The following is a 21,381-nucleotide window of genomic DNA, read 5'->3' as shown; positions in this document are numbered from 1 at the left end:
AAGCGCGAGAGGGGCATAAGGTTAAGCTGAGACGCTGAAATTGTATACAATCTGCTGCGCGTATAAGATCAGTTGGTTCTAGACCATGGTCTGGTTTAGAGGAAACATCCCACGAATGAACTACTCTGATCCGGCGACGTTCGAAATATCAGGCGTCGTGGCCAATTGCGGATAGGAGGGTCGTTATGCTTGGGCAACTTCCACCGGCACTGCAGCGCTTGCATCTGCCGCTTCGCCTGAAACTGTGGGACGGTAACCACTTTGATCTAGGGCCCAGCCCGCAGGTGACGATTCTGGTCAGAGAGCCTCAGCTGATCAGCCAGTTGACGCACCCCAGCCTCGACCAGCTGGGCGCGGCATTCGTCGAAGGCAAACTGGACCTTGAAGGCGATATCGGTGAGGCCATCCGCGTGTGCGATGAGCTGAGCGAAGCGTTGCTGACAGATGAAGCCGAAGCGCTGCCGCAGCGGGTGTCTCACGACAAGAGCACAGACGCCGAAGCCATCTCCTATCACTATGACGTTTCCAATGCGTTCTACCAGTTGTGGCTGGACCAGGACATGGCGTATTCGTGTGCCTACTTCCGCGAGCCCGACAATACCCTCGATCAGGCGCAACAGGACAAGTTTGACCACCTGTGTCGGAAACTGCGCCTGGACGCAGGTGATTACCTGCTCGACGTGGGTTGTGGCTGGGGCGGGCTGTCGCGTTTTGCCGCCAGGGAGTATGGCGCCAAAGTGTTTGGTATCACCTTGAGCAAGGAGCAACTGAAGCTCGGTCGCCAGCGCGTCAAGGCCGAGGGCCTGAGCGACAAGGTTGACCTGCAGATTCTCGACTACCGCGACCTGCCGCAGGACGGGCGCTTCGACAAGGTGGTCAGTGTCGGCATGTTCGAACATGTCGGGCATGCCAACCTGGCGCTGTACTGCCAGAAACTGTTCGGGGCGGTGAGGGCAGGGGGGCTGGTGATGAACCACGGTATCACCGCCAAGCATGTCGACGGCCGACCTGTCGGCCGTGGTGCAGGAGAGTTCATCGACCGCTACGTGTTTCCCCACGGCGAGTTGCCTCACCTTTCGATGATCAGCGCCAGTATCTGTGAAGCGGGGCTGGAGGTCGTGGACGTGGAAAGCCTGCGTCTGCACTACGCAAAGACCCTGCACCACTGGAGCGAGAACCTGGAGAACCAGCTGCACAGGGCGGCGAAACTGGTGCCCGATCATACCTTGCGTATCTGGCGCCTGTACCTGGCTGGGTGTGCCTATGCGTTCCAGAAGGGCTGGATCAACCTCCACCAGATCCTGGCCGTGAAGCCATACGCAGATGGACACCATGACCTGCCTTGGACCCGCGAGGACCTCTATCGCTGAATCATGAAGCGAGCTGGCTCCCCTGCAGGAGTGGGTGAACCCGCTCTTGCAGCGCCTACCCCGGGGTGGATTTGCCCGTCACAGAATCGGCGAAATCAACCGGGCAATGCGCATCCCCAATTGCTGCAGCCGATGAGTGTCGAGGCTGTCCTCCGCAGTAATTTCCCTGGCCTGTTCGAAGTCATTGACTAGCATGTGCTCGACCTGGTCAGCGAACCCGCGGTCGACTGTCAGCAGGGTGATCTCGAAGTTCAGGCGGAACGAACGGTTGTCCAGGTTGGCACTGCCGATTGCGCTGACATCATCATCCACCAGCACCACTTTCTGGTGCAGGAACCCCGGCTGGTAGCGGAACATGCGCACACCTGCACGCACTGCTTCGAAGGCGAACAGGCTGGAGGCGGCGTAGACGATGCGGTGATCTGGCCGCGACGGAATCAGCACCCGTACATCTACTCCACGCAGAACCGCCAGGCGCAGGGCGGCGAATACAGCCTCGTCCGGGATGAAGTAGGGGCTGGTTATCCATACCCTTCGAGTCGCGGAATGGATTGCTTCGAGGAAAAATAGCGCGCAGGTTTCCTGTGGGTCGGCTGGGCCGCTGGCCAGCACCTGGCACAGCACGCCATTGTCCGGGTAGGCATCGGGCAGTATCAGCGGTGGAAGCTGGCGCGCGGCCCAGTACCAGTCTTCGGCGAACGACTCCTGCAGGCAAGCCAGGACCGGCCCGCTGATCTGTACATGGGTATCACGCCAAGGCGAAAGCTGTGGGTGTTCGCCCAGGTATTCGTCACCCACATTGTGCCCGCCGAGGAAACCCAGCACGCCGTCCACCACCACGATCTTGCGATGGTTGCGGAAGTTCACCTGGAAGCGATTGAACCAGCCGCGACGGGTGGCGAAGGCATGGATCTGCACGCCACCTTCTCGCAATACCTGGCTGTAGCTTGCCGGCAAGGCATGGCTGCCCACCCGGTCGTAGAGCACGAACACCTGCACCCCTTCGGCCGCTTTGCGTAACAGCAGTTGCTGAAGTGCCTTGCCGAGGGTGTCGTCGTGGATGATGAAGAACTGCACCATCACCACCTCGCGGGCTTTCTCGATCGCCGCAAAGATCGCGTCGAAGGTGGCCTTGCCGTCGATCAGCAGCTTCACCTGATTGTTCGCCAGGCACGGCATGCGCCCCAGCTTGGGCATGGCGCGCAGGGCCGCGTAGCTCTCAGACTCACGGGCAGTAAGGGCTTCTTCCACCCAAGGTCGCCAGTTGAGGTTGGCCATGGCTACATGCATTTCCTGGTTGGCCTGGCGCCGCGCCTTGATGTAGGCATAGAAGGACCGGGCACCGAAGACCAGGTAGGGGATCAGGGTAAGGTAGGGAATGAAGAACAAAGGCATGGCCCAGGCAATCGCGCCTTGGGCAGTGCGCACGGTGAACAGCGCGTGCAGCGCGGCGACCATACCCAGCAGATGGATCAGGCCGAGTAGGTAACCGAGGAAGTAAGGGCTGTGGTAATCCATATGCATCCTGCTTGGCCGAGTACACTTGAGGTAACAGAACACGTTCCCCCGCCACCTTGCAACCCGCAGGTGGATTTAGCGTCTAAGCCTCAGCCCGGCGCACTTCGCCGGTTTTTTCCAGGAGCGTTCGTCCATGAAGATTCGTCTGCCACTGTTGGCGTTGGCCCTGGGCATGAGCAGCACGCTTGTGCATGCACAGATGCTGCAGCCAGGTTTGTGGGAGCTGACCACCAGCAACATGCAGGTCGATGGCAAACCGTTACCCGACATGGGGTTCATGCTCGGCCAGTTAAAAAATTTGCCGCCGGAGCAGCGTGCGATGATGGAGGGGGTGTTGGCAAAACAGGGGGTTACCGTCGGGGGTAACGGGGTGCGTTCGTGCCTTACCCCAGAGCAGGTGGCAACCAACGATATTCCGCTGCAGGACCCCAAGTCAGGTTGCACGCAAAAAATCACTGACCGTACCGGTAATGTCTGGAAGTTCGAGTTCAGCTGCCCCAAGGCTCAGGGCAGCGGCCAGGCCACCTTCCTCAGCGATCGAGAATTCACTACCCAGGTCAATGGCACGTTCAACGCGTCGGGTGTGCAGCAGCAAGGTAGCATGAACACCCGTGCGGTATGGCTGGGCAGCGACTGCGGTACGGTCAAGCCTCGCAGCTGACATCCCACTGCCACTGACTTGTGGCGACAGCGTCGTGGGCATGCAGGCTTTCTGCATGTTCCACACGCAACCTGAAAGCGGTGCTCCATTCCAGTTGCTTTACCGCATTGTGCAGGCGGCGTGCGGCATCTTCACAAAACATCAGGTTCTGGCCGTTGGCCAAGGCGAACGCTTGCTCGTCAGCGCGTTTCACCGCAGTTTGGACCGCGGTTCCCAGGCTCGCCTCCACGCAATCAATCAATTCGGTGATTGGCAGCACTGTCTGATTACTCCGCAATCGCACCTGAATTTTCGCAGTACTTCGCTGGCTATGGGGGGTAGCCAGGATGCCTTGGGCGCTGCCTAGCCACTCCAGTACCGAAGCTTTGTTGATCTGCTGCTGGCTGAAACTGGCTTGGAACTGTTGCTGAATCAGCTGTCGCGCAAGCGCCGCCGAGCACGGGCAGGTCGATGAATAAGGAACAGAAACCAATAGTTCCACGTGGAACATTTCATTTTGGATCATCGCATCGACGGTTACGTCGTAACTTTTCCAGCCTGCAAGCGGGCTGACCAATGCAGGCCTTTTCAACAGATGCTCGAAGCTGAGGCGTAGATACGCGGCAGAAGACAGGCCCTCATGGCTGCTCATGAAGTCAGCCAGAAGTTGGCGGATTGCGAGGGGCGTCAGTGGCTGATTCGCCAATGACTCAAGAGCCAGGTACAGCCGCGACATGTGGATCCCACGTGAGCTGCCGTCTATCAGGTTTACGCCAGCATCGGCTTTGGCCGCCGTGCTGCGCCCATCGAATTGCACTGGCAGCGCTATGCCGCACATACCCACCCAGTGCAATGGCAGGGCGTGTTCTTGATGTTGTGCAGCGATGTCGGGGAGCTTGAGCTGGGTCATCGGGCTTTCCAAACGAAGAGAGGCATTAGCGGCAGCCGCCAATCAAACTGCAATGCAGGTTGTAGCGTTGCCCAGTGGAACTGGATACACGGTGAGGGTGGTCCAGCCCACGCGACGGCTGTAACCCATCCATGCCTCGCCATCGGTGGCAACGCCGGTGAAAAAGGTGAACATGCCGAAGCGGTTGTTGGTTTGGGCCCAAAGGCGCCGGCTGTTTACGTCGTAGCCACGCAGGTAGAACGTGGTGCCTTCGGTGCGCACGCTGTAGTAGTTGCCCTTGCCATCCTGGCAGGCCAGCAGCGTGGCGCTGCGTGTACACAGCGCCAACGCGCTGCCCTGTGGCATGGCTAAAAGCGAAGTGGGCATGCTGAACAGCAGCAGCACCACGGCGCGCGACACATTCATTTGTCATCCCCTGTGAGCACTCGTCCGTCGCGAATGGCTTGGCGAAATTGTATTGTTACTTTATAACATTGTGCAATGCATCATTTCGAATGCGCCCGCCTGAAGAGGTTCCGCCATGCCCAACCGTCTCCCCGTCACTGTTCTGTCCGGCTTTCTTGGGGCCGGCAAGAGCACTCTGCTCAACCACGTACTGCGTAATCGCGACAACCTTAGGGTGGCTGTGATCGTTAACGACATGAGCGAAATCAACATCGACGCAAGCGAGGTGCAACGCAATGTCAGCCTCAATCGTGCAGAAGAGAAACTGGTGGAGATGAGCAATGGCTGTATCTGCTGCACGTTGCGTGAGGACTTGCTCGAAGAAGTAGCGAAGCTGGCCGAAGAAGGGCGTTTCGATTATCTGCTGATCGAGTCCACAGGTATCTCGGAGCCACTGCCCGTGGCTGAGACCTTCACCTTTCGTGACGATCAGGGTCGGAGCCTGTCCGACATGGCGCGGCTGGACACCATGGTCACCGTGGTCGATGGGCTCAATTTCATGCGCGACTACCAGGCGGCGGAAAGCCTGGCCAGCCATGGCGAAACATTGGGCGAAGAAGATGAGCGGTCGATCAGTGACCTGTTGATCGAGCAGGTGGAGTTCGCCGATGTGCTGCTGTTGAGCAAAATTGATCTGATCAGCCAGCATGACCGCGATGAGCTGGTCGCAATTTTGCGCAGCCTGAATTCCCGGGCACAGATCATACCCATGGTACTGGGCCAGGTGCCGCTGGCGCGGATCCTGGATACCGGTCTGTTCGATTTCGACCAGGCTGCGCAAGCGCCCGGCTGGCTGCAAGAATTGCGCGGTGAGCATGTGCCGGAAAGTGAAGAGTACGGCATCGCAGCAACAGCTTGGCAGGCCCGCCGACCGCTTCATCCACAACGCTTTTTTGATTTTATCCACAAGCCTTGGAGCAATGGCCGGCTACTGCGTTCCAAGGGGTTTTTCTGGCTGGCCAGCAAGTATCAGGAAGCCGGCAGCTGGTCACAGGCAGGAGGCATGATGCGCCACGGTCTGGCCGGCCGTTGGTGGCGATTCGTGCCGCGCGAACAGTGGCCCCAGGATGTGGATAACACTGCGTCGATCTTGAAACACTGGGTCGCCGAGACCGGTGACTGCCGCCAGGAGCTTGTGTTCATTGGGCAAAATATCGACTTCCAGAAATTATCCACAGCCCTTGATGCCTGCTTGTTGACGGATGAAGAAATGCGTTTGGGCCATATGGCTTGGCTGCGTCTGCCCGATCCATTCGGCCCATGGCACGAAGAGGCGGCAGCATGAAACCGCACAAGCAGCCTGTGGATATCTTTCAGGTGTTCGGTGATACCCCACAGGTGCTCACCGAAGTGCTCCAGGATGGCATCAACCTGGCGGTGTGGCGCCGGCGCCTGCCGCCGCAATTGGAGGACTTTGCCGCATTGTTGGTCAGCCTTGGTCATCCATTGGATGACCAACGCGTAATCGATGTAGACGAGCAGCGCGTGCCGGTAATGCCCGATTTGTTGCGTGAAGCGGCGGACCTGCACGGCTATGAAGCTTTTGTTGCCGATGTGACCTGGCTGGTCGCGGCATACACCTGCCTGGTGGGCGCGCAGCGGGTCGGCTTGCGCCTTCGGCTGCTGGCCGGCCCGATGTGCCCCCGTTTCCATGTGGATAACGTGCCGTTGCGGTTGCTCACCACTTACCTGGGCCCGGGCAGCGAATGGTTGCCTGAGCATGCGACCCCGCGTGGGAAGTTACACACAGAAGATGTGCCTGTGGATAACATCCAGCAGCTGGATGCTGGCGACGTGGCCGTGGTCAAGGGCGAGAAATGGCAGGGCAACGAGGGCTCGGGGCTGGTGCACCGTTCACCCCCGGGCCAGCAGGGGCGGCTGCTGCTCAGCCTTGACTGGCTTGCCTGACGGCGCATAGTGAAGCATCACTCCCTTGAAGCCACCCCATGCTGCAGAACATTCCCACCCATGTAATCGCCGGCCCCCTTGGGGCTGGCAAAACCACCCTTATCCGTCAACTGCTGGCCCAGCGTCCGGCCAATGAGCGTTGGGCGGTATTGATCAATGAGTTCGGCCAGATAGGCCTGGATGCAGCTCTGCTCAGCCGTGACGAGGACGGCATCACCCTGAGCGAGGTCGCGGGGGGCTGCCTGTGCTGCGTCAACGGTATGCCGTTCCAGGTGGGCCTTGGCCGGCTCTTGCGCAAATCCCGCCCTGATCGGCTGTTTATCGAGCCCTCAGGCCTGGGTCATCCAGTGCAATTACTCGCTCAGCTGAATAAAGCTCCATGGCTCGGAGTGCTGACAATTCAGCCGTTGTTAGTGGTTTTGGATGCCCGGTCCATCGTTCGAAGTGAACCGATTCCGCAACCGCAGCTGGAGGCTATTGCTGCGGCTGAAAGTATAGTTTTCAACAAGTCTGAGCTTGTGGATGAAAGATCTAAGCTGTTGATAACTAATAATTTTCATACCAAGAGCGTTCATTGGGTAGTGCAGGGGCGTCTCCCATTTTCGGCCCTTCCAGGGGGCTCTGCAAAGATTGTCGACACCCCTTCTGTGAATAATGGGATTGTCGACAATCTTGGAATAGTGCCCGCGGTGCTATGGACTGATCCCAGTCAGCCGATCTGTCTTGCCCAGCAGGGAGAGGGTGGATGGAGTATTGGTTGGCGCTGGCATCCGGCTCAGCAGTTTTATCCACAGCGGCTGCAGGCGTTCCTGGGCAATTGGCCGTGGATGCGCGCCAAAGGAGTTATCCACAGCGTGGACGGTTGGCAGTCGTTCAATGGCTTGGCGGGGGATATGCCAGCATGGCAACCCAGTGACTGGCGCAAGGACACTCGTATCGAGCTGATTTTTGCTCAGCCGCAATCGCAACCCGCATTACAAAAGGGGTTGAGCGATTGCCTCGTCAGCTGATCAATTGCGCCAGCGGTTGTGTTCCTGGCGCCACTGCTGCATCTCGATGACATTGTCGGTGCGCGGTGGAGTCTTGATTTCGAACGGGTAGGGTGCCAGTTCGATATGCACGCTATGGGCGCCAAACTGGGTCACGGTACCGGGGTGGCGTTGCTCGCCGGTGACGGTGAACTCGAAGGCGTAGATACGCGCCAGGCGCTTGCGGCCATTGGCATCACGCACTAAGCCGATGCGCTTGAGGGCGACGGCATCGTCGAGCAGTTCGAGGTCAAGCTTGGCGCAATGCTGTTTGACCCGCTCCAGGGCTTTTTCGCGCAACCCGTGGTTGTGCCATAACCAGGCGCCTGCCGACGCGACCAGCAGCAGGACGAAGAGGTTCTCCAGGGTCAACATTTGCGTATGCTCCAAACAGGTAGATCCAGCTTAACTGCGTCCCTGGCCTGTCGTACAGGTGGCAATCGAGTTCATACTGCGTTGCGCACAATTCTTGAAACAGTTTTGGAAATCTCCGCATGAAACGTACCCCGCACCTGCTCGCCATTCAGTCCCATGTGGTGTTCGGCCACGCCGGCAACAGTGCCGCGGTGTTCCCCATGCAGCGTATCGGGGTCAATGTCTGGCCGCTCAATACCGTGCAGTTCTCCAACCACACTCAGTATGGCCAGTGGGCGGGCGAAGTGCTTGCCCCGGCGCAAATTCCTGCGTTGGTGCAAGGCATTTGCAACATCGGCGAGCTGGGCCACTGCGATGCGGTACTGTCCGGCTACCTGGGCAGTGCCGAGCAAGGACGGGCGATTCTGGCCGGCCTCGAACGGATAAAGGCGGTGAACCCGAAGGCGTTGTACATGTGCGACCCGGTCATGGGGCACCCTGAGAAGGGCTGCATCGTGCCGCCGGAGGTCAGCGAGTTCCTGCTTGATGAGGCCGTCGCGAGGGCGGACATCCTGTGCCCCAATCAGCTGGAGCTGGACAGCTTCTGTGGGCGCCGTGCGCAATCGCTGGAAGATTGCGTGAGCATGGCTCGCGGCCTGCTGCAGCGCGGGCCGCAGGTTGTGCTGGTGAAGCACCTGGCTTACCCAGGGCGTGCCGCAGACCACTTCGAGATGCTGCTGGTAACGGCCGAGCACAGCTGGCATCTGCGCCGTCCGCTGCTGGCCTTCCCGCGGCAGCCGGTTGGGGTGGGGGACCTGACCTCAGGCCTGTTCCTGGCCCGTGTGCTGCTTGGCGATAGCTGGGTGCAGGCGTTTGAATTCACCGCCGCGGCCGTGCACGAGGTGCTGCTGGAAACCCAGGCCTGCGCCAGCTACGAATTGCAGCTGGTGCGGGCCCAGGACCGCATCGCGCACCCACGGGTGCGCTTCGAGGCGCAACCGCTGGCGCTTTAGATACCGTCGGTTTTCAAGTCCTGGTAGCGTTTTTCCAGCTCCTGGCGAATCTGCCGACGCTGCTGGCCTTGCAGGAACCGGCGCTTCTCCTCGCTGCTGTGCGGCTGGCGCGGGGGTACCGGCACCGGGCGACGGTTGTCATCAACCGCGACCATGGTGAAGAAGCAGCTATTGGAATGGCGCACCGAGCGCTCGCGGATGTTTTCGGTCACCACTTTGATGCCGACTTCCATCGATGTGTTGCCGGTGTAGTTGACCGACGCCAGGAAGGTCACCAGTTCGCCCACATGCACGGGTTCGCGGAAGATCACCTGGTCGACCGACAGCGTAACCACATAGCTGCCGGCATAGCGGCTGGCGCACGCATAAGCCACTTCGTCGAGGTACTTGAGCAGGGTGCCGCCATGTACGTTGCCAGAAAAGTTGGCCATGTCCGGGGTCATCAGGACGGTCATGCTCAGCTGGGCGTTTCCAGGTTCCATAGTGTGCTCACGGTCGGGTTGCGCTGAATCGGGCTTGTGGGGGTTGTACTCTGCAGACATTTCTTTCCCCTCTTTGAATTTGCCTTCCTGATACGGGACGTTGGCAGGCGGCGTGTCGTCACGCTGATGATGCCATCGGAGGCGCTTTAACGGCCGATCTGTTTCTGCATATTGCACCAGCTTTTTGCGGCGGGGTGCGATGTTAACCTGAGTACGCCCATGCAACATGGGCTTTCCCGCATTCAATACCGTGTGTACTTGCTGCTCGCTCGGGGTTGCCTTGGCAGAGGAGCGGTCTGCCCAGGCATCCAGACAAAGACGAGAAAAGGAGTATCACGCCATGCATGCCATCAGCTTTATCCAGGACCTGGCAGTCATCATGCTGGTCGCGGGCGTGGTGACCATCCTCTTTCACCGTCTCAAGCAGCCCGTGGTGCTGGGTTACATCGTCGCCGGCTTCATCATCGGCCCGCATACCCCTCCGTTTGGCCTGATTCACGACGAGGACACCATCAAGATCCTTGCTGAACTGGGGGTTATCTTCCTGATGTTCTGCCTCGGGCTGGAGTTCAGCCTGCGCAAGCTGTTCAAGGTGGGTGCAACGGCGTTTATCGCGGCTTTCCTGGAAATCGTGCTGATGATCTGGATCGGCTTCGAGATCGGCCGCTGGTTCGGCTGGAACACCATGGACTCGCTGTTCCTCGGCGCCATCCTGGCCATTTCCTCGACCACCATCATCGTCAAGGCGCTCAATGACCTGAAGATGAAGAACGAGCGCTTTGCCCAACTGATCTTTGGCGTGCTGATCGTCGAGGACATTCTTGGTATCGGCATCATCGCCCTGTTGTCGGGCATTGCCGTCAGCGGCACGGTCAGCTCCGGCGAGGTGTTCTCCACCGTCGGCAAGCTGTCGCTGTTCATGATCGTTGCGCTGGTCATCGGCATCCTGCTGATACCGCGGCTGCTGGCCTACGTGGCCAAGTTCGAAAGCAACGAGATGCTGCTGATTACCGTGCTGGGCCTGTGCTTTGGCTTCTGCCTGCTGGTGGTCAAGCTGGAATACAGCATGGTCCTGGGGGCGTTCCTGATCGGCGCCATCATGGCCGAATCGCGCCAGTTGCTGAAAATCGAGCGCCTTATCGAACCTGTGCGCGACCTGTTCAGCGCGATATTTTTCGTGGCGATCGGTCTGATGATCGACCCCCAGGTGCTGGTCGATTACGCCTGGCCGATCGTGGTCATCACCCTGGCCGTGGTACTGGGCAAGATGCTGTCCTGTGGCATGGGGGCGTTCATCGCCGGCAATGACGGGCGCACGTCGTTGCGCGTGGGCATGGGGCTTTCGCAAATCGGCGAGTTCTCCTTCATCATCGCCGCGCTGGGCATGACCTTGCAGGTGACCAGCGACTTCCTCTACCCGGTGGCCGTCGCCGTATCGGCCATCACCACGTTGTTGACGCCCTACCTGATCCGGGCAGCCGACCCGTTGTCGCAGAAGCTCGGTAGGGTGGTACCCGGCCGCCTGGCACGGGTGCTGTCGTTGTATGGCGAGTGGCTGCGCAACATCCAGCCGCAGGGCGAGAGCGCGATGCTGGCGGCGATGATCCGGCGCATCCTGTTGCAAGTGGGGGTGAACCTGGCGCTGGTCATCGCCATTTTCTTCAGCGGTGGTTACTTTGCAGGGCGTATCGGCAACTGGCTCAGTGAATGGGTCAGCGATGCCAGCCAGCAGAAAGCCGTGATATGGGGCGCTGCACTGTTGCTGTCGTTGCCATTTCTGATTGCCGCCTACCGCAAGCTCAAGGCGCTTTCGATGTTGCTGGCAGAGATGGGCGTAAAGCCGGAAATGGCCGGGCGACATACCCAGCGCGTGCGTCGGGTAATTGCCGAGGTGATCCCGCTGCTGTCGCTGCTGGTAATCTTCCTGCTGCTGTCTGCGTTGTCGGCGAGCATTCTGCCGACCAATGAGCTGCTGCTGGTGATTGCCGTGGTTGCTGCGGTGGTGGTGGCGTTGCTATGGCGCTGGTTTATCCGCGTGCATACGCGCATGCAGATTGCCTTGCTGGAGACGTTGGAGAACAGCCGCGAGAATACCCACTGAGGGTGAAAGCTCCAGTGCGGCCCTGTTGGTGGGTAAACCCCCCACACACAGGGCCGGCACCGGCTGCATCAATTCACAGGTGCTAATCAGCTTTCCAGCCAGACATCCCGCGCCCAGTGCCACACCGATTCCCAGCTCTCCTCGCCGGCGATTTCCTCTTCGGCATCCCACAACACCACGGTGCCGTCTTCTTCGACGCAGTAGTAGTTGTCGCCGTCCTGGCACAGTGGAATAAGATCACGCGGCACCCCGGCATCCCAGGCGTTGGAGGCCACCTCTGGCAGGTAGGTGTGCGACTGCGGATCAGTGACGGTGACCGGCTCCAGGGAGCCGTAGACCACATCGCTGACGGTCAGCAGAAATTCTTTGAACACGAACGGAATGTTGATGAACAGCTGTTCTTCAATCTCTACCAGCTGGTCCTCGTCGGGAAGCTCCAGGGGCACCGGCACCGGCTCATTGGCTTCACGGAGTTGTTCGATCACTTCTTCCACGGTTCACTTCCTCTGACCTAGATGACAACGCTGCGCGTTATACCCTAGTAGCCCACTTTGGCAAAAGCAAAAACCCCGGGCAAGGCCCGGGGTTTTTTGTGCAGCACGCAGCGGTTAGCCGTTCTGACGGATACCGGCAACCAGCCAAGGCTGGTTCTCGCCTTGGGCGCGAACCATGTGCCAGCTTTCGCTGAACACTTCGCCCTGGTCGAAGCGCGAGTTTTTCGACAGGCCACGGAAGGTGAGGGTGGCGTCGGTGCGGTCGGCGCGGTCGTCGAGACCGTCCAGTTGCACTTCGAGGTTGTCGATGTAGGTGGCCTGGAAGCCATCACCCAGCTCAGCGCGCTCGCGCTTGAGGAACTCGAGCATTTGCGGGGTGACGAACTCGGCGATCTTGTCCATTTCGTTGGCATCCCAGTGCTGCTGCAGCGACTGGAAGTGGTTGCGAGCGGCGGCCAGGAAGCTCTGCTCGTTGAACCAGGCCGGGGCGTTGATCACCGGAGCAGCTGCGGCAGCAGGTGCGGCCGAACCACCGAAGATCGACGGCTGGGCAGGCTGGCCGTGAGCCTCACGCTGCATCGGCGCATGGCCTGGCGCGGCCATTTGCGGCTGCTGCTGGCGACGGCGCGCGGCGATGAAGCGGAACACCAGGAAGGCGATGAGCGCCACGATCAGGAAGTCCATGATCTGGAAGCCTTCGAAACCGTCGCCCATGAACATGGACGCCAGCAGGCCACCGGCGGCGAGACCGGCCAATGGGCCCAGCCAGCGCGAAGCACCGCTGGCAGCAGCCGGTGCACGGCCAGGTGCGGTCGGTGCGGCGGCAGGCGTGGTTGGCGTAGCCTGGCGGGTCTGGTGGATAGGCGCGGAGCCCGAGCTCTTGCCACCGCCGAAGCGCTTGGCGTTGGCGTCCAGGCTCAGCGTCAGGCCGACGCAGAGCGCCAGTGCGATGCTAAGAAAACGTTGCATAAATGGGATATCCCCTGTTGTGGATTGCACGCGCGTCATGTTGCACAGGTTCCCGTGCACATGACCAGCGACATAATGTTTCGAGCTTTTGCCTAAGCTTTGCCCAAGTGTTACAAGGCCTCGAGCTTGGCATACCCCAACATCAGCCATTTGCTGCCTTCGGCAAAATTCACCTGGACCCGCGCCTGGGCGCCGGACCCCTCGAAGTTCAGGATCACACCTTCGCCAAACACCGCATGCTGCACACGCTGGCCAAGGCTGAATGCGGTCTGCGGGATGCTCGCATTGGCAAACAGGTTACTGTTGGTGGCGGTCTTCACCCCGCCGAACGGACGGCTGACGCTATTGGACAGGCGCACTTCCTGCACCAGCCCCGGCGGAATTTCGCGTACGAAACGCGACACCTTGTTGTAGGTTTCGCTGCCATACAGGCGACGAGTTTCAGCGTAGGTCATGACCAGCTGGCGCATGGCGCGGGTGATGCCCACGTAGGCCAGGCGGCGTTCCTCTTCCAGGCGGCCGGGTTCTTCCAGGCTCATCTTGTGCGGGAACAGGCCTTCTTCCATGCCCACCAGGAACACATACGGGAACTCCAGGCCCTTGGCGCTGTGCAAGGTCATCAGCTGGATGCTGTCTTCATGTTCGTCGGCCTGGGTATCGCCGGCTTCGAGCGAGGCATGGCCGAGGAAGGCCGACAGTGGCGAGAGCTCGGCGTCTTCGTCGGTGGATTCGAAGTTGCGCGCCGCGCTCACCAGTTCCTCAAGGTTTTCTACCCGTGCCTGGCCCTTTTCACCCTTTTCTTCCTGGTGATAAGTGATCAGCCCTGACTGCTCGATGGTGGTCTGGGTCATGGTATGCAGCGGCATGTCCACGACCTTGGCTGCCAACCCTTCGATCAACTCGATGAACGCCCCCAGGGCACTGGCTGCGCGGCCTTTCAGGGCTTTGCCGGCGATCAGCTGGCACATCGCCTGCCACATCGACAGCTGGCTGTGGCGGGCGTGCTCGCGAATGGCTTCGACGGTTTTTTCGCCAATACCGCGCGGCGGTACGTTTATCACCCGCTCCAGGGCGGCATCGTTGCCTCGGCCTTCGATCAGCCGCAGGTACGCCATGGCGTTCTTGATCTCGGCGCGTTCGAAGAAGCGCTGGCCACCATAGATGCGGTACGGGATCCGTTCGCGCAGCAGGGCTTCTTCCAGTACCCGCGACTGGGCGTTGGAACGGTACAGGATGGCGATTTCGTTACGCGCATTGCCTTGCTTGACCAGGCTTTCGATGGTTTCCACCACGTAGCGCGCTTCGTCGTGCTCGTTGTAGGCCGCGTACAGGGTCAGCGGTTCGCCTTCGCCCATGTCGGTCCACAGCTCCTTGCCCAGGCGCCCGCTGTTGTTCGCGATCAGGGCGTTGGCCGCCTTGAGGATGCCACCGGTGGAGCGGTAGTTCTGCTCCAGGCGAATCATTTCGGCGTCCGGGAAATCGGCGGTGTACTGGTGGATGTTCTCGATCTTGGCGCCGCGCCAGCCGTAGATCGACTGGTCGTCGTCGCCCACCGCCATCAGGCTGTCGCCACCGCGCGCCAGCAGGCGCAGCCAGGCGTATTGCACCGCGTTGGTGTCCTGGAACTCGTCCACCAGCACGTGGCGGAAGCGCCGCTGGTAATGCTCCAGCAGGCCCGGGTGGTCGCGCCACAGGTCCAGGGCGCGCAGCAGCAGCTCGGAAAAGTCGATGACCCCGGCGCGCTCGCAGGCCTGCTCGTAGGCGGTATACACGTCGCGCATGGTGGACAGGAACAGGTCGCCCCCGGCCTGGATATGTTGCGGGCGCAGGCCCTCGTCCTTCTGCCCGTTGATAAACCACTGGGCCTGGCGTGCCGGCCATTTCTGCTCGTCCAGGCCCAACTCGCGCATTACCCGTTTGATCAGGCGCTGCTGGTCGTCGCTGTCGAGGATCTGGAAGTTCTGTACCAGTCGCGCTTCTTGCCAATGAGCCCGCAGCAGGCGATGGGCAAGGCCGTGGAAGGTCCCGACCCACATGCCCGCCGGGTTGATCCCCAGCAGCTGCTCGATCCGCTGGCGCATTTCTGCCGCAGCCTTGTTGGTGAACGTCACCGACAGGATCGAGTGCGGCGATGCCTGCTCCACCTGGATAAGCCAGGCGATGCGGTGCACCAGCACGCGGGTTTTACCGGAACCGGCGCCGGCAAGCACCAGTTGACGCCCGAGCGTGGCCGCTACGGCCTGACGTTGGGCATCGTTGAGGGAATTCAGCAGGAAGGAGAGGTCGTCTGTGCGCATCGGGCCATTCTAGGGTGCCGCGCAGGAACGGGCAAACGCCTACTGTATGAATATTCACCTGGTTCGCACCATTCATCGCCAGGGTGCCACGAGCGTGGGACGGGGCCGAACTTCTGGTCAGATGTCCTGAGCTGTAATGGTTTTGACAATATTGCAGTCAGGACATTGTCGGCCAAGCTGTTTTAGCGGAAAGCTGATCAGTCTGTGATCATGATCTCGGTGATGCTGGCAATCAGCTTGTCGTCATGGAAGATGTCCACTTTCGGAATAGCGCTGTGATCCCCCGGCATCCGGAAGCTCACCGGCTTTTCGGTAACTACCTGAGGGTAGATACCTCCCTCGGTCTCCTGCGTCAGCTCAAGTGCCAGCGCGTGAGACTTGTCCTGCAACTTGCGTATGCTCAGTCGCGGACTGATGCCGGGGTGGCCGACCATGACATTGCCATAGACACGGAAATTTGCATTTCCCGGCATCCTGTCCTGCTGTGCTACCCAACCATTCGTTTCGATAGACATGTTGCTCATTCTCCAGGTTAGCGCGACGGAATATCGCGTGAGCACATGATTGCGCGCGTAACCCAGGGCCATGCAGTCAGAAAGGGTTCAGCTGTACCAGTGTCTGCCTTGATGGGCGAGCAGCGCGCTGGCCTGTTCAGGTCCGTTGTTTCCCGCGCCATAGTTACGTGGAGGTTGGAAATGTTCTTCCCAGCCCTTGATAATGGGATCGACCCAGGCCCAGGCGGCCTCCACTTCATCGCGACGCATGAACAGTGTCGAATCCCCATCCAGCACATCCAGCAGCAGGCGTTCGTAGGCTTCCCAGCGACGGGTCTGGCTGAAGACCTGGGCCAGGTTCAGGTCCAGGTCCACCGGCTCCAGGCGCATGCCCTTGCCTGGGCTTTTGGTCATCATGCGCAGGCTGATGCGTTCGTCCGGTTGCAGCTGGATCAGCAGCTGGTTGACCTGTGCCCCGCTGAACAGTTCATGGGGCACAGGCTTGAACTGGATGACGATTTGCGACGAGCGTCGCGCCATACGCTTGCCGGTGCGCAAGTAGAAAGGCACACCCGCCCAGCGCCAGTTGTCGATGTGCGCTTCGACGGCGACGAAGGTTTCGGTGTCGCTGTCGTTGTCGACATCCTTTTCGAAGTAATACGCCGGCACTTCCTGGCCACCGATGCGCCCGGCGCCGTACTGGCCGCGCACGGTCTTGTCCTGCACGTCCTGGCCAGTGATCGGCTTGAGCGCCCGCAATATCTTTACTTTTTCATCGCGTACCGCTTCGGCCTCGAACTGTGAGGGTGGCTCCATGGCCACCAGGCACAGCAGCTGCAGCAGGTGGTTCTGCAGCATGTCGCGGATCGCCCCGGCGCGGTCGTAGTAGCCGCCGCGGTTCTCTACACCGAGCGTTTCGCAGACGCTGATCTGCACATGATCGACCTGGTTGTTGCGCCACACCGGCTCCAGCAAGGCGTTGGCAAAGCGCAGCGCCATCAGGTTCTGTACGGTCTCCTTGCCCAGGTAATGATCGATGCGGAACACCTGATTTTCTTCGAATACTGCGCCAATTGCTTCGTTGATGGCAGTGGCAGATTCAAGCGAGTGGCCGATCGGCTTTTCCAGCACGATGCGCGCCTCGGCATCGGCCAGGCCGGCGTTACGCAGGTGGTTGGCAATAGGGACGAACAAGTTCGGGGCGGTGGCAAGGTAGAAGATGCGCGTAAGCCCGCCGGGCTCGCCCAGGTAGCGTGCCAGGCGCCCGAAGTCGGCACTTTGCGAAGCATCCATGGGGAAATAGTCGAGCCGTGCGGAAAACCGTTGCCAGACGTCTTCTTCAAAGTTACTGCGGGCGATCTGCGCCCGGCAGTGGCGCTCGGCCAGCTTCAGGTAGTCGTTGCGTGGCAGGTTGCGCCGAGCCAGCGCGATGATGCGTACGGCAGGGTCAAGACGGGCCTCGCGAAACAGGTGGTAGAGCGCCGGGAGCAGTTTGTGCAGGGCCAGATCGCCGGTGCCGCCGAAGACCAGAATGTCGCAAGGAATAGTCAAACCGCCACTCTCCACGTTCGTTTAACTGGGCGGGTTGGCGTCCATGTAGTATAACTACAAGAAAGCTACAACCCGGCCAGCCGATCATAACCGAGTCCAGCCCGTGAATCTGTTGCAACATATCGCCCAATCGCGCCACCTGCTGCGCAAATCGGAACTGAAAGTGGCCGACCACGTGCTGCTGGACCCGGCTGCCGTCATGCACAGCTCGATGGCCGACCTGGCGCACAACGTGGGTATCAGCGAGCCGACCATCGTGCGTTTCTGCCGGGCTATCGGTTGCTCGGGCTTCCAGGACCTCAAGCTGAAGCTGGCGCAAAGCCTGGCCGCCGGGGCCAGTTTCGGCCAGTTCGCCATCCATGAAGACGACTCGGTCGCCGACTACAGCCTGAAGATTTTCGACACCACCCTGCACACCCTGATGGAGGTGCGCGAGCACCTCGACCCGCAGGCGCTGCAGTTGGCGGTGAGTGCCATGGCCCAGGCACAGCGTGTGGAATTCTATGGTTTTGGCGCATCGGGTGCGGTGGCGGCCGACGCCCAGCACAAGTTCTTCCGCTTGCTGCTCAGCGCGGCAGCGTACTCCGACCCGCACATGCAGGCGATGTCGGCGGTTACCCTGAAACCGGGCGATGTAGCGGTGTGCATTTCCCAGTCGGGGCGGTCCAAGGACCTGTTGATCACTGCCAACCTGGTACGTGAGAGTGGCGCCAACCTGATCACCCTCTGCCCCAGCCAGACGCCTCTAGCCGAGCTGTCGACCGTCAATCTGGCAATCGACGTGCACGAGGACACCGAAATCTATACCCCGCTGACCTCGCGTATCGCCCACCTTGTGGTAATCGACGTGCTGGCCATGGGCGTGGCCATGGCGCGCGGGCCGAGCCTGGTCAACCACCTGAAGAGCGTGAAGCGCAGCTTGCGCAGCCTGCGTTTGTCGCCCAAGTCGATCAAGGCTACCGACGACTGATCAATGGCCCGGCAAGGCAGATTTCACTGTTTTGTCACCATTTCACAGCCAAAACGTCAACCTCCATTGCCAGTCTGAAGCCTCCGCACCCTATCTGGGAGACAGGCAATGGCTCGTGACTTCGACGGTACGTACCAACCCAACGCCAAGGCTCGCAAGCAGCAGGAAAAGGATCAGCGCCGCATGGAATACCGCCGGGCGATCGAGAGCTATTGCGACCAACGTCAACTGCTGCGCGACCTGGTGGACTACCCTGAGCTGCAAGAGCTCACTGTGTGGCAGGCGTCGGCAGCAACTTCCCCGAAAAACGCTCAACAAGCGCACTGATCAATGCACGTTCGCCGCGGATGAATGCCAGGAAAGCCAAGGCCACCGGTGACTGCCGTTTGGCCTTGGCCTGTACCACGCACCAGCTGCGGTACAGCGGCAGTTCTTCCACCGGCAGCTCCTTCAGCGCCCCGGTGGCCAGTTCCAGGTTGACCGCATGGCGGGTCAGCAGGGCGATACCAAGGCCTGCGATCACGCACTCGCGCTGGGCATCGGCCGAGGCCACTTCCAGAGTCTGGGTGAAGTGCACGCGCTTGTCCTTGAAGTACTCTTCGCAGGCTTTGCGTGTGCCCGAGCCTTGCTCGCGGACCAGCAGGGTATGAGGCTCCAGGTCCTGCAGGCGCAGCTGCTCCAGCTTGCAGAGCGGGTGCTCGGGCGGGGCCACGGCAATGATCGGGTTATTCAGAAACGGCAAAAATTCCAGACCCATGTCCTGCGGCACCATGGACATGATGATCAGGTCGTCGCGGTTGTCGGACAGGCGGCGGATGGCCTGGGCGCGGTTGACCACCGTCAAGGTCAGGTTGACCTCCGGGTGACGTTGCTTGAAGGCGGCGAACAGGTGTGGCACGAAGTACTTGGCACTGGACTCGATCGCCAGCTTCAGCTGCCCTTGCAGTGAGCCCTGCATGTCCGACAGTTGCATGTCCAGGCTCTCCAGGCGCCCGAAGATGTCGCGGCTGGCGCGCTGCAGGGCCTCGGCCGCTTCCGTCAGATAAAGCTTTTTACCGATGTACTCGAACAGCGGCTGGCCGATCAGCTCTTCAAGCTGGCGGATCTGCAGGCTGACGGCGGGTTGTGTCAGCGCCATTTCCTCCGCCGCGCGGCTGTATGAGCGCAAATCGCACACCTCGTTGAAGATCTGCAATTGACGCAATGTCATACGCATCAAGGACTTACGCATTTTTTTCAGCTCATTGGCAACACCCTGTTACCGAACTATAAGCTTTTGCTAATACAGCCCCTAACAAATATTGATTTTTGTTTATCGACCTACAGCGCTAGGGTGAATACGCGACTGGCCAGCAATGCTTGGTCACGCGCCGACCGGTAGAACCGGCTCGACTGTTCCTACGGCTTTGGGAAGACTCCAGTGATAAAAAAAATCCTGATCGCCAACCGAGGTGAAATTGCAGTTCGGATCGTGCGTGCCTGCGCCGAGATGGGCATTCGCTCGGTAGCGATCTATTCCGACGCCGACCGGCACGCCCTGCACGTCAAGCGCGCCGACGAAGCTCATAGCATTGGTGAAGAACCGCTGGCCGGTTACCTGAACCCGCGCAAGCTGGTGAACCTGGCTGTGGAAACCGGCTGTGATGCCCTGCACCCTGGCTATGGTTTCCTGTCGGAAAACGCTGAACTGGCAGAGATTTGCGCCGAGCGCGGGATCAAGTTCATCGGCCCGGCCGCCGACGTCATTCGTCGCATGGGCGACAAGACCGAAGCACGCCGCACCATGATCGCCGCCGGTGTGCCGGTTACACCAGGTACCGAAGGCAACGTTGCCGACATCCACGAAGCCCTCAGCGAAGGCGAGCGCATCGGTTATCCGGTGATGCTGAAAGCTACCTCCGGGGGTGGCGGCCGCGGTATTCGTCGTTGCAACAGCCGCGAAGAACTGGAACAGAACTTCCCGCGGGTGATATCCGAAGCCACCAAGGCCTTTGGCTCGGCCGAAGTGTTCCTGGAAAAGTGCATCGTCAACCCCAAACACATCGAGGCGCAGATCCTCGGTGACAGCTTCGGCAATGTGGTGCACCTGTTCGAGCGCGACTGCTCGATCCAGCGCCGTAACCAGAAGCTCGTCGAAATCGCTCCGAGCCCACAGCTTACCCCCGAGCAGCGCGCCTACATCGGCGACCTGGCGGTGCGTGCGGCCAAGGCGGTCAACTACGAGAACGCCGGTACCGTGGAGTTCCTGCTCGCCGATGGCGAGGTGTACTTCATGGAAATGAACACCCGGGTGCAGGTGGAGCACACCATCACCGAGGAAATCACCGGTATCGACATCGTCCGCGAGCAGATCCGCATTGCCTCGGGCCTGCCGCTGTCGGTGAAGCAGGAAGACATCCAGCACCGCGGCTATGCGCTGCAGTTCCGCATCAACGCCGAAGACCCGAAAAACAACTTCCTGCCCAGCTTCGGCAAGATCACCCGTTACTACGCCCCCGGCGGCCCGGGCGTGCGCACCGATACGGCGATCTACACCGGCTACACCATTCCGCCGTTCTACGACTCCATGTGCCTGAAGCTGGTGGTGTGGGCGCTGACCTGGGAAGAAGCCATGGACCGCGGCCTGCGGGCCCTGGACGACATGCGCGTGCAAGGGGTGAAGACCACCGCCGCGTACTACCAGGAAATCTTGCGCAATCCGGAATTCCGTAGCGGCCAGTTCAACACCAGCTTCGTTGAAAGCCACCCTGAACTGACCAACTACTCGATCAAGCGCAAACCCGAAGAGCTGGCCCTGGCCATCGCCGCCGCCATCGCCGCCCACGCAGGCCTGTGAGG

Annotated in this window: 20 protein-coding genes and 1 pseudogene; 10 read left to right on the top strand and 11 right to left on the bottom strand. The window is 60.3% G+C overall.

Translation table 11 applies throughout. The features are described 5' to 3' along the window. Positions 1-185 precede the first annotated feature (185 nt). Positions 186-1,370: a C17 cyclopropane fatty acid synthase CfaB gene (gene cfaB, locus AC5O5R_RS26980; RefSeq protein WP_494511871.1), complete on the top strand. Its 1,185-nt coding sequence runs from the start codon at positions 186-188 to the stop codon at positions 1,368-1,370. 78 nt (positions 1,371-1,448) lie between these two features. On the opposite strand, the gene cls is transcribed toward cfaB, so the two are convergent. Further along, on the bottom strand, positions 1,449-2,888 hold the full coding sequence (gene cls, locus AC5O5R_RS26975) for a cardiolipin synthase (protein ID WP_172224812.1): 1,440 nt from the start codon (positions 2,886-2,888) through the stop codon (positions 1,449-1,451). 133 nt (positions 2,889-3,021) lie between these two features. On the opposite strand from cls, the gene AC5O5R_RS26970 reads away from it, so the two are divergent. Beyond that, the gene (locus AC5O5R_RS26970) at positions 3,022-3,549 is read left to right on the top strand and encodes a DUF3617 domain-containing protein (RefSeq protein WP_172224815.1); all 528 of its coding nucleotides are present in this window, start codon (positions 3,022-3,024) and stop codon (positions 3,547-3,549) included. On the opposite strand, the gene folE2 is transcribed toward AC5O5R_RS26970, so the two are convergent. Next, positions 3,533-4,438 (bottom strand): GTP cyclohydrolase FolE2, encoded by a 906-nt coding sequence (folE2, locus tag AC5O5R_RS26965; RefSeq protein WP_494514875.1) that lies wholly within the window; start codon positions 4,436-4,438, stop codon positions 3,533-3,535. The genes AC5O5R_RS26970 and folE2 overlap by 17 nt on opposite strands. A gap of 25 nt (positions 4,439-4,463) precedes the next feature. Beyond that, a pseudogene (locus tag AC5O5R_RS26960) lies at positions 4,464-4,843 on the bottom strand (glutamine synthetase). A 115-nt stretch (positions 4,844-4,958) separates the two neighbouring features. On the opposite strand from AC5O5R_RS26960, the gene zigA reads away from it, so the two are divergent. Genes zigA through AC5O5R_RS26945 form a run of 3 tightly spaced genes read left to right on the top strand, consistent with a single transcriptional unit; the run spans position 4,959 to position 7,800 of the window. Further along, positions 4,959-6,167, top strand: a complete 1,209-nt coding sequence (zigA, locus tag AC5O5R_RS26955) for a zinc metallochaperone GTPase ZigA (protein WP_172287761.1) — start codon at positions 4,959-4,961, stop codon at positions 6,165-6,167. Then, positions 6,164-6,790, top strand: a complete 627-nt coding sequence (locus AC5O5R_RS26950; protein ID WP_494511869.1) for a DUF1826 domain-containing protein — start codon at positions 6,164-6,166, stop codon at positions 6,788-6,790. The genes zigA and AC5O5R_RS26950 overlap by 4 nt, the downstream gene beginning before the upstream one ends. A gap of 38 nt (positions 6,791-6,828) precedes the next feature. Next, a complete protein-coding gene (locus AC5O5R_RS26945) occupies positions 6,829-7,800 on the top strand; it encodes a CobW family GTP-binding protein (protein WP_494514874.1) in 972 nt (323 codons plus the stop codon). Here AC5O5R_RS26945 and AC5O5R_RS26940 read toward each other — a convergent pair whose 3' ends face one another. Further along, the gene (locus AC5O5R_RS26940; protein ID WP_494514873.1) at positions 7,801-8,193 is read right to left on the bottom strand and encodes a DUF3301 domain-containing protein; all 393 of its coding nucleotides are present in this window, start codon (positions 8,191-8,193) and stop codon (positions 7,801-7,803) included. It abuts the gene before it with no gap. Between the two features lie 119 nt (positions 8,194-8,312). Between AC5O5R_RS26940 and pdxY the strand changes: the two genes are divergently transcribed. Further along, the gene (gene pdxY, locus AC5O5R_RS26935; RefSeq protein WP_494511867.1) at positions 8,313-9,185 is read left to right on the top strand and encodes a pyridoxal kinase PdxY; all 873 of its coding nucleotides are present in this window, start codon (positions 8,313-8,315) and stop codon (positions 9,183-9,185) included. On the opposite strand, the gene AC5O5R_RS26930 is transcribed toward pdxY, so the two are convergent. Further along, positions 9,182-9,667 (bottom strand): acyl-CoA thioesterase, encoded by a 486-nt coding sequence (locus tag AC5O5R_RS26930; protein ID WP_218583495.1) that lies wholly within the window; start codon positions 9,665-9,667, stop codon positions 9,182-9,184. The two genes, pdxY and AC5O5R_RS26930, sit on opposite strands and share 4 nt — an antisense overlap. Before the next feature lie 340 nt (positions 9,668-10,007). Here AC5O5R_RS26930 and AC5O5R_RS26925 point away from each other — a divergent pair, with 340 nt between their 5' ends. After that, positions 10,008-11,768: a cation:proton antiporter gene (locus AC5O5R_RS26925; protein WP_172224839.1), complete on the top strand. Its 1,761-nt coding sequence runs from the start codon at positions 10,008-10,010 to the stop codon at positions 11,766-11,768. Between the two features lie 86 nt (positions 11,769-11,854). Here AC5O5R_RS26925 and AC5O5R_RS26920 read toward each other — a convergent pair whose 3' ends face one another. From AC5O5R_RS26920 to zwf, 5 genes are all read right to left on the bottom strand, one after another. Next, entirely contained in the window at positions 11,855-12,262 is a 408-nt protein-coding gene (locus AC5O5R_RS26920; protein ID WP_172224841.1) for an SMI1/KNR4 family protein, read from the bottom strand. A gap of 114 nt (positions 12,263-12,376) precedes the next feature. After that, positions 12,377-13,231: a Tim44 domain-containing protein gene (locus tag AC5O5R_RS26915; protein ID WP_172224851.1), complete on the bottom strand. Its 855-nt coding sequence runs from the start codon at positions 13,229-13,231 to the stop codon at positions 12,377-12,379. Between the two features lie 110 nt (positions 13,232-13,341). Further along, the gene (gene uvrD / locus AC5O5R_RS26910) at positions 13,342-15,528 is read right to left on the bottom strand and encodes a DNA helicase II (protein ID WP_172224853.1); all 2,187 of its coding nucleotides are present in this window, start codon (positions 15,526-15,528) and stop codon (positions 13,342-13,344) included. Positions 15,529-15,725: 197 nt separating this feature from the next. Then, positions 15,726-16,043, bottom strand: coding sequence for a hypothetical protein (locus tag AC5O5R_RS26905; protein WP_172224855.1), 318 nt, complete (start codon positions 16,041-16,043; stop codon positions 15,726-15,728). An 87-nt stretch (positions 16,044-16,130) separates the two neighbouring features. Continuing rightward, complete coding sequence (zwf, locus tag AC5O5R_RS26900) at positions 16,131-17,573, bottom strand: glucose-6-phosphate dehydrogenase (RefSeq protein WP_172287849.1); 1,443 nt, start codon at positions 17,571-17,573, stop codon at positions 16,131-16,133. 103 nt (positions 17,574-17,676) lie between these two features. Between zwf and hexR the strand changes: the two genes are divergently transcribed. Both hexR and AC5O5R_RS26890 read left to right on the top strand, forming a co-directional pair. Further along, a complete protein-coding gene (gene hexR, locus AC5O5R_RS26895) occupies positions 17,677-18,543 on the top strand; it encodes a transcriptional regulator HexR (protein WP_494511864.1) in 867 nt (288 codons plus the stop codon). A gap of 108 nt (positions 18,544-18,651) precedes the next feature. After that, complete coding sequence (locus AC5O5R_RS26890) at positions 18,652-18,870, top strand: PA3496 family putative envelope integrity protein (RefSeq protein ID WP_172225978.1); 219 nt, start codon at positions 18,652-18,654, stop codon at positions 18,868-18,870. Here AC5O5R_RS26890 and AC5O5R_RS26885 read toward each other — a convergent pair. Beyond that, complete coding sequence (locus AC5O5R_RS26885; protein WP_172225981.1) at positions 18,812-19,774, bottom strand: LysR family transcriptional regulator; 963 nt, start codon at positions 19,772-19,774, stop codon at positions 18,812-18,814. The two genes, AC5O5R_RS26890 and AC5O5R_RS26885, sit on opposite strands and share 59 nt — an antisense overlap. A gap of 189 nt (positions 19,775-19,963) precedes the next feature. On the opposite strand from AC5O5R_RS26885, the gene AC5O5R_RS26880 reads away from it, so the two are divergent. After that, positions 19,964-21,379: an acetyl-CoA carboxylase biotin carboxylase subunit gene (locus AC5O5R_RS26880; protein WP_172225984.1), complete on the top strand. Its 1,416-nt coding sequence runs from the start codon at positions 19,964-19,966 to the stop codon at positions 21,377-21,379. Positions 21,380-21,381: the final 2 nt, after the last annotated feature.

It is taken from the genome of Pseudomonas sp. 8_5_2 (assembly GCF_059295255.1).
This window is presented reverse-complemented; position numbering and strand designations above follow the sequence as displayed.

Coding starts and splice junctions, on each gene's coding strand:
- cfaB (WP_494511871.1), top strand. CDS start 186: ATGCTTGGGCAACTTCCACCGGCACTGCAGCGCTTGCATCTGCCGCTT.
- pdxY (WP_494511867.1), top strand. CDS start 8,313: ATGAAACGTACCCCGCACCTGCTCGCCATTCAGTCCCATGTGGTGTTC.
- AC5O5R_RS26970 (WP_172224815.1), top strand. CDS start 3,022: ATGAAGATTCGTCTGCCACTGTTGGCGTTGGCCCTGGGCATGAGCAGC.
- zigA (WP_172287761.1), top strand. CDS start 4,959: ATGCCCAACCGTCTCCCCGTCACTGTTCTGTCCGGCTTTCTTGGGGCC.
- AC5O5R_RS26930 (WP_218583495.1), bottom strand. CDS start 9,667: ATGGAACCTGGAAACGCCCAGCTGAGCATGACCGTCCTGATGACCCCG.
- folE2 (WP_494514875.1), bottom strand. CDS start 4,438: ATGACCCAGCTCAAGCTCCCCGACATCGCTGCACAACATCAAGAACAC.
- uvrD (WP_172224853.1), bottom strand. CDS start 15,528: ATGCGCACAGACGACCTCTCCTTCCTGCTGAATTCCCTCAACGATGCC.
- AC5O5R_RS26945 (WP_494514874.1), top strand. CDS start 6,829: ATGCTGCAGAACATTCCCACCCATGTAATCGCCGGCCCCCTTGGGGCT.
- AC5O5R_RS26925 (WP_172224839.1), top strand. CDS start 10,008: ATGCATGCCATCAGCTTTATCCAGGACCTGGCAGTCATCATGCTGGTC.
- AC5O5R_RS26905 (WP_172224855.1), bottom strand. CDS start 16,043: ATGTCTATCGAAACGAATGGTTGGGTAGCACAGCAGGACAGGATGCCG.
- AC5O5R_RS26885 (WP_172225981.1), bottom strand. CDS start 19,774: ATGCGTAAGTCCTTGATGCGTATGACATTGCGTCAATTGCAGATCTTC.
- cls (WP_172224812.1), bottom strand. CDS start 2,888: ATGGATTACCACAGCCCTTACTTCCTCGGTTACCTACTCGGCCTGATC.
- AC5O5R_RS26890 (WP_172225978.1), top strand. CDS start 18,652: ATGGCTCGTGACTTCGACGGTACGTACCAACCCAACGCCAAGGCTCGC.
- AC5O5R_RS26915 (WP_172224851.1), bottom strand. CDS start 13,231: ATGCAACGTTTTCTTAGCATCGCACTGGCGCTCTGCGTCGGCCTGACG.
- AC5O5R_RS26940 (WP_494514873.1), bottom strand. CDS start 8,193: ATGTTGACCCTGGAGAACCTCTTCGTCCTGCTGCTGGTCGCGTCGGCA.
- AC5O5R_RS26950 (WP_494511869.1), top strand. CDS start 6,164: ATGAAACCGCACAAGCAGCCTGTGGATATCTTTCAGGTGTTCGGTGAT.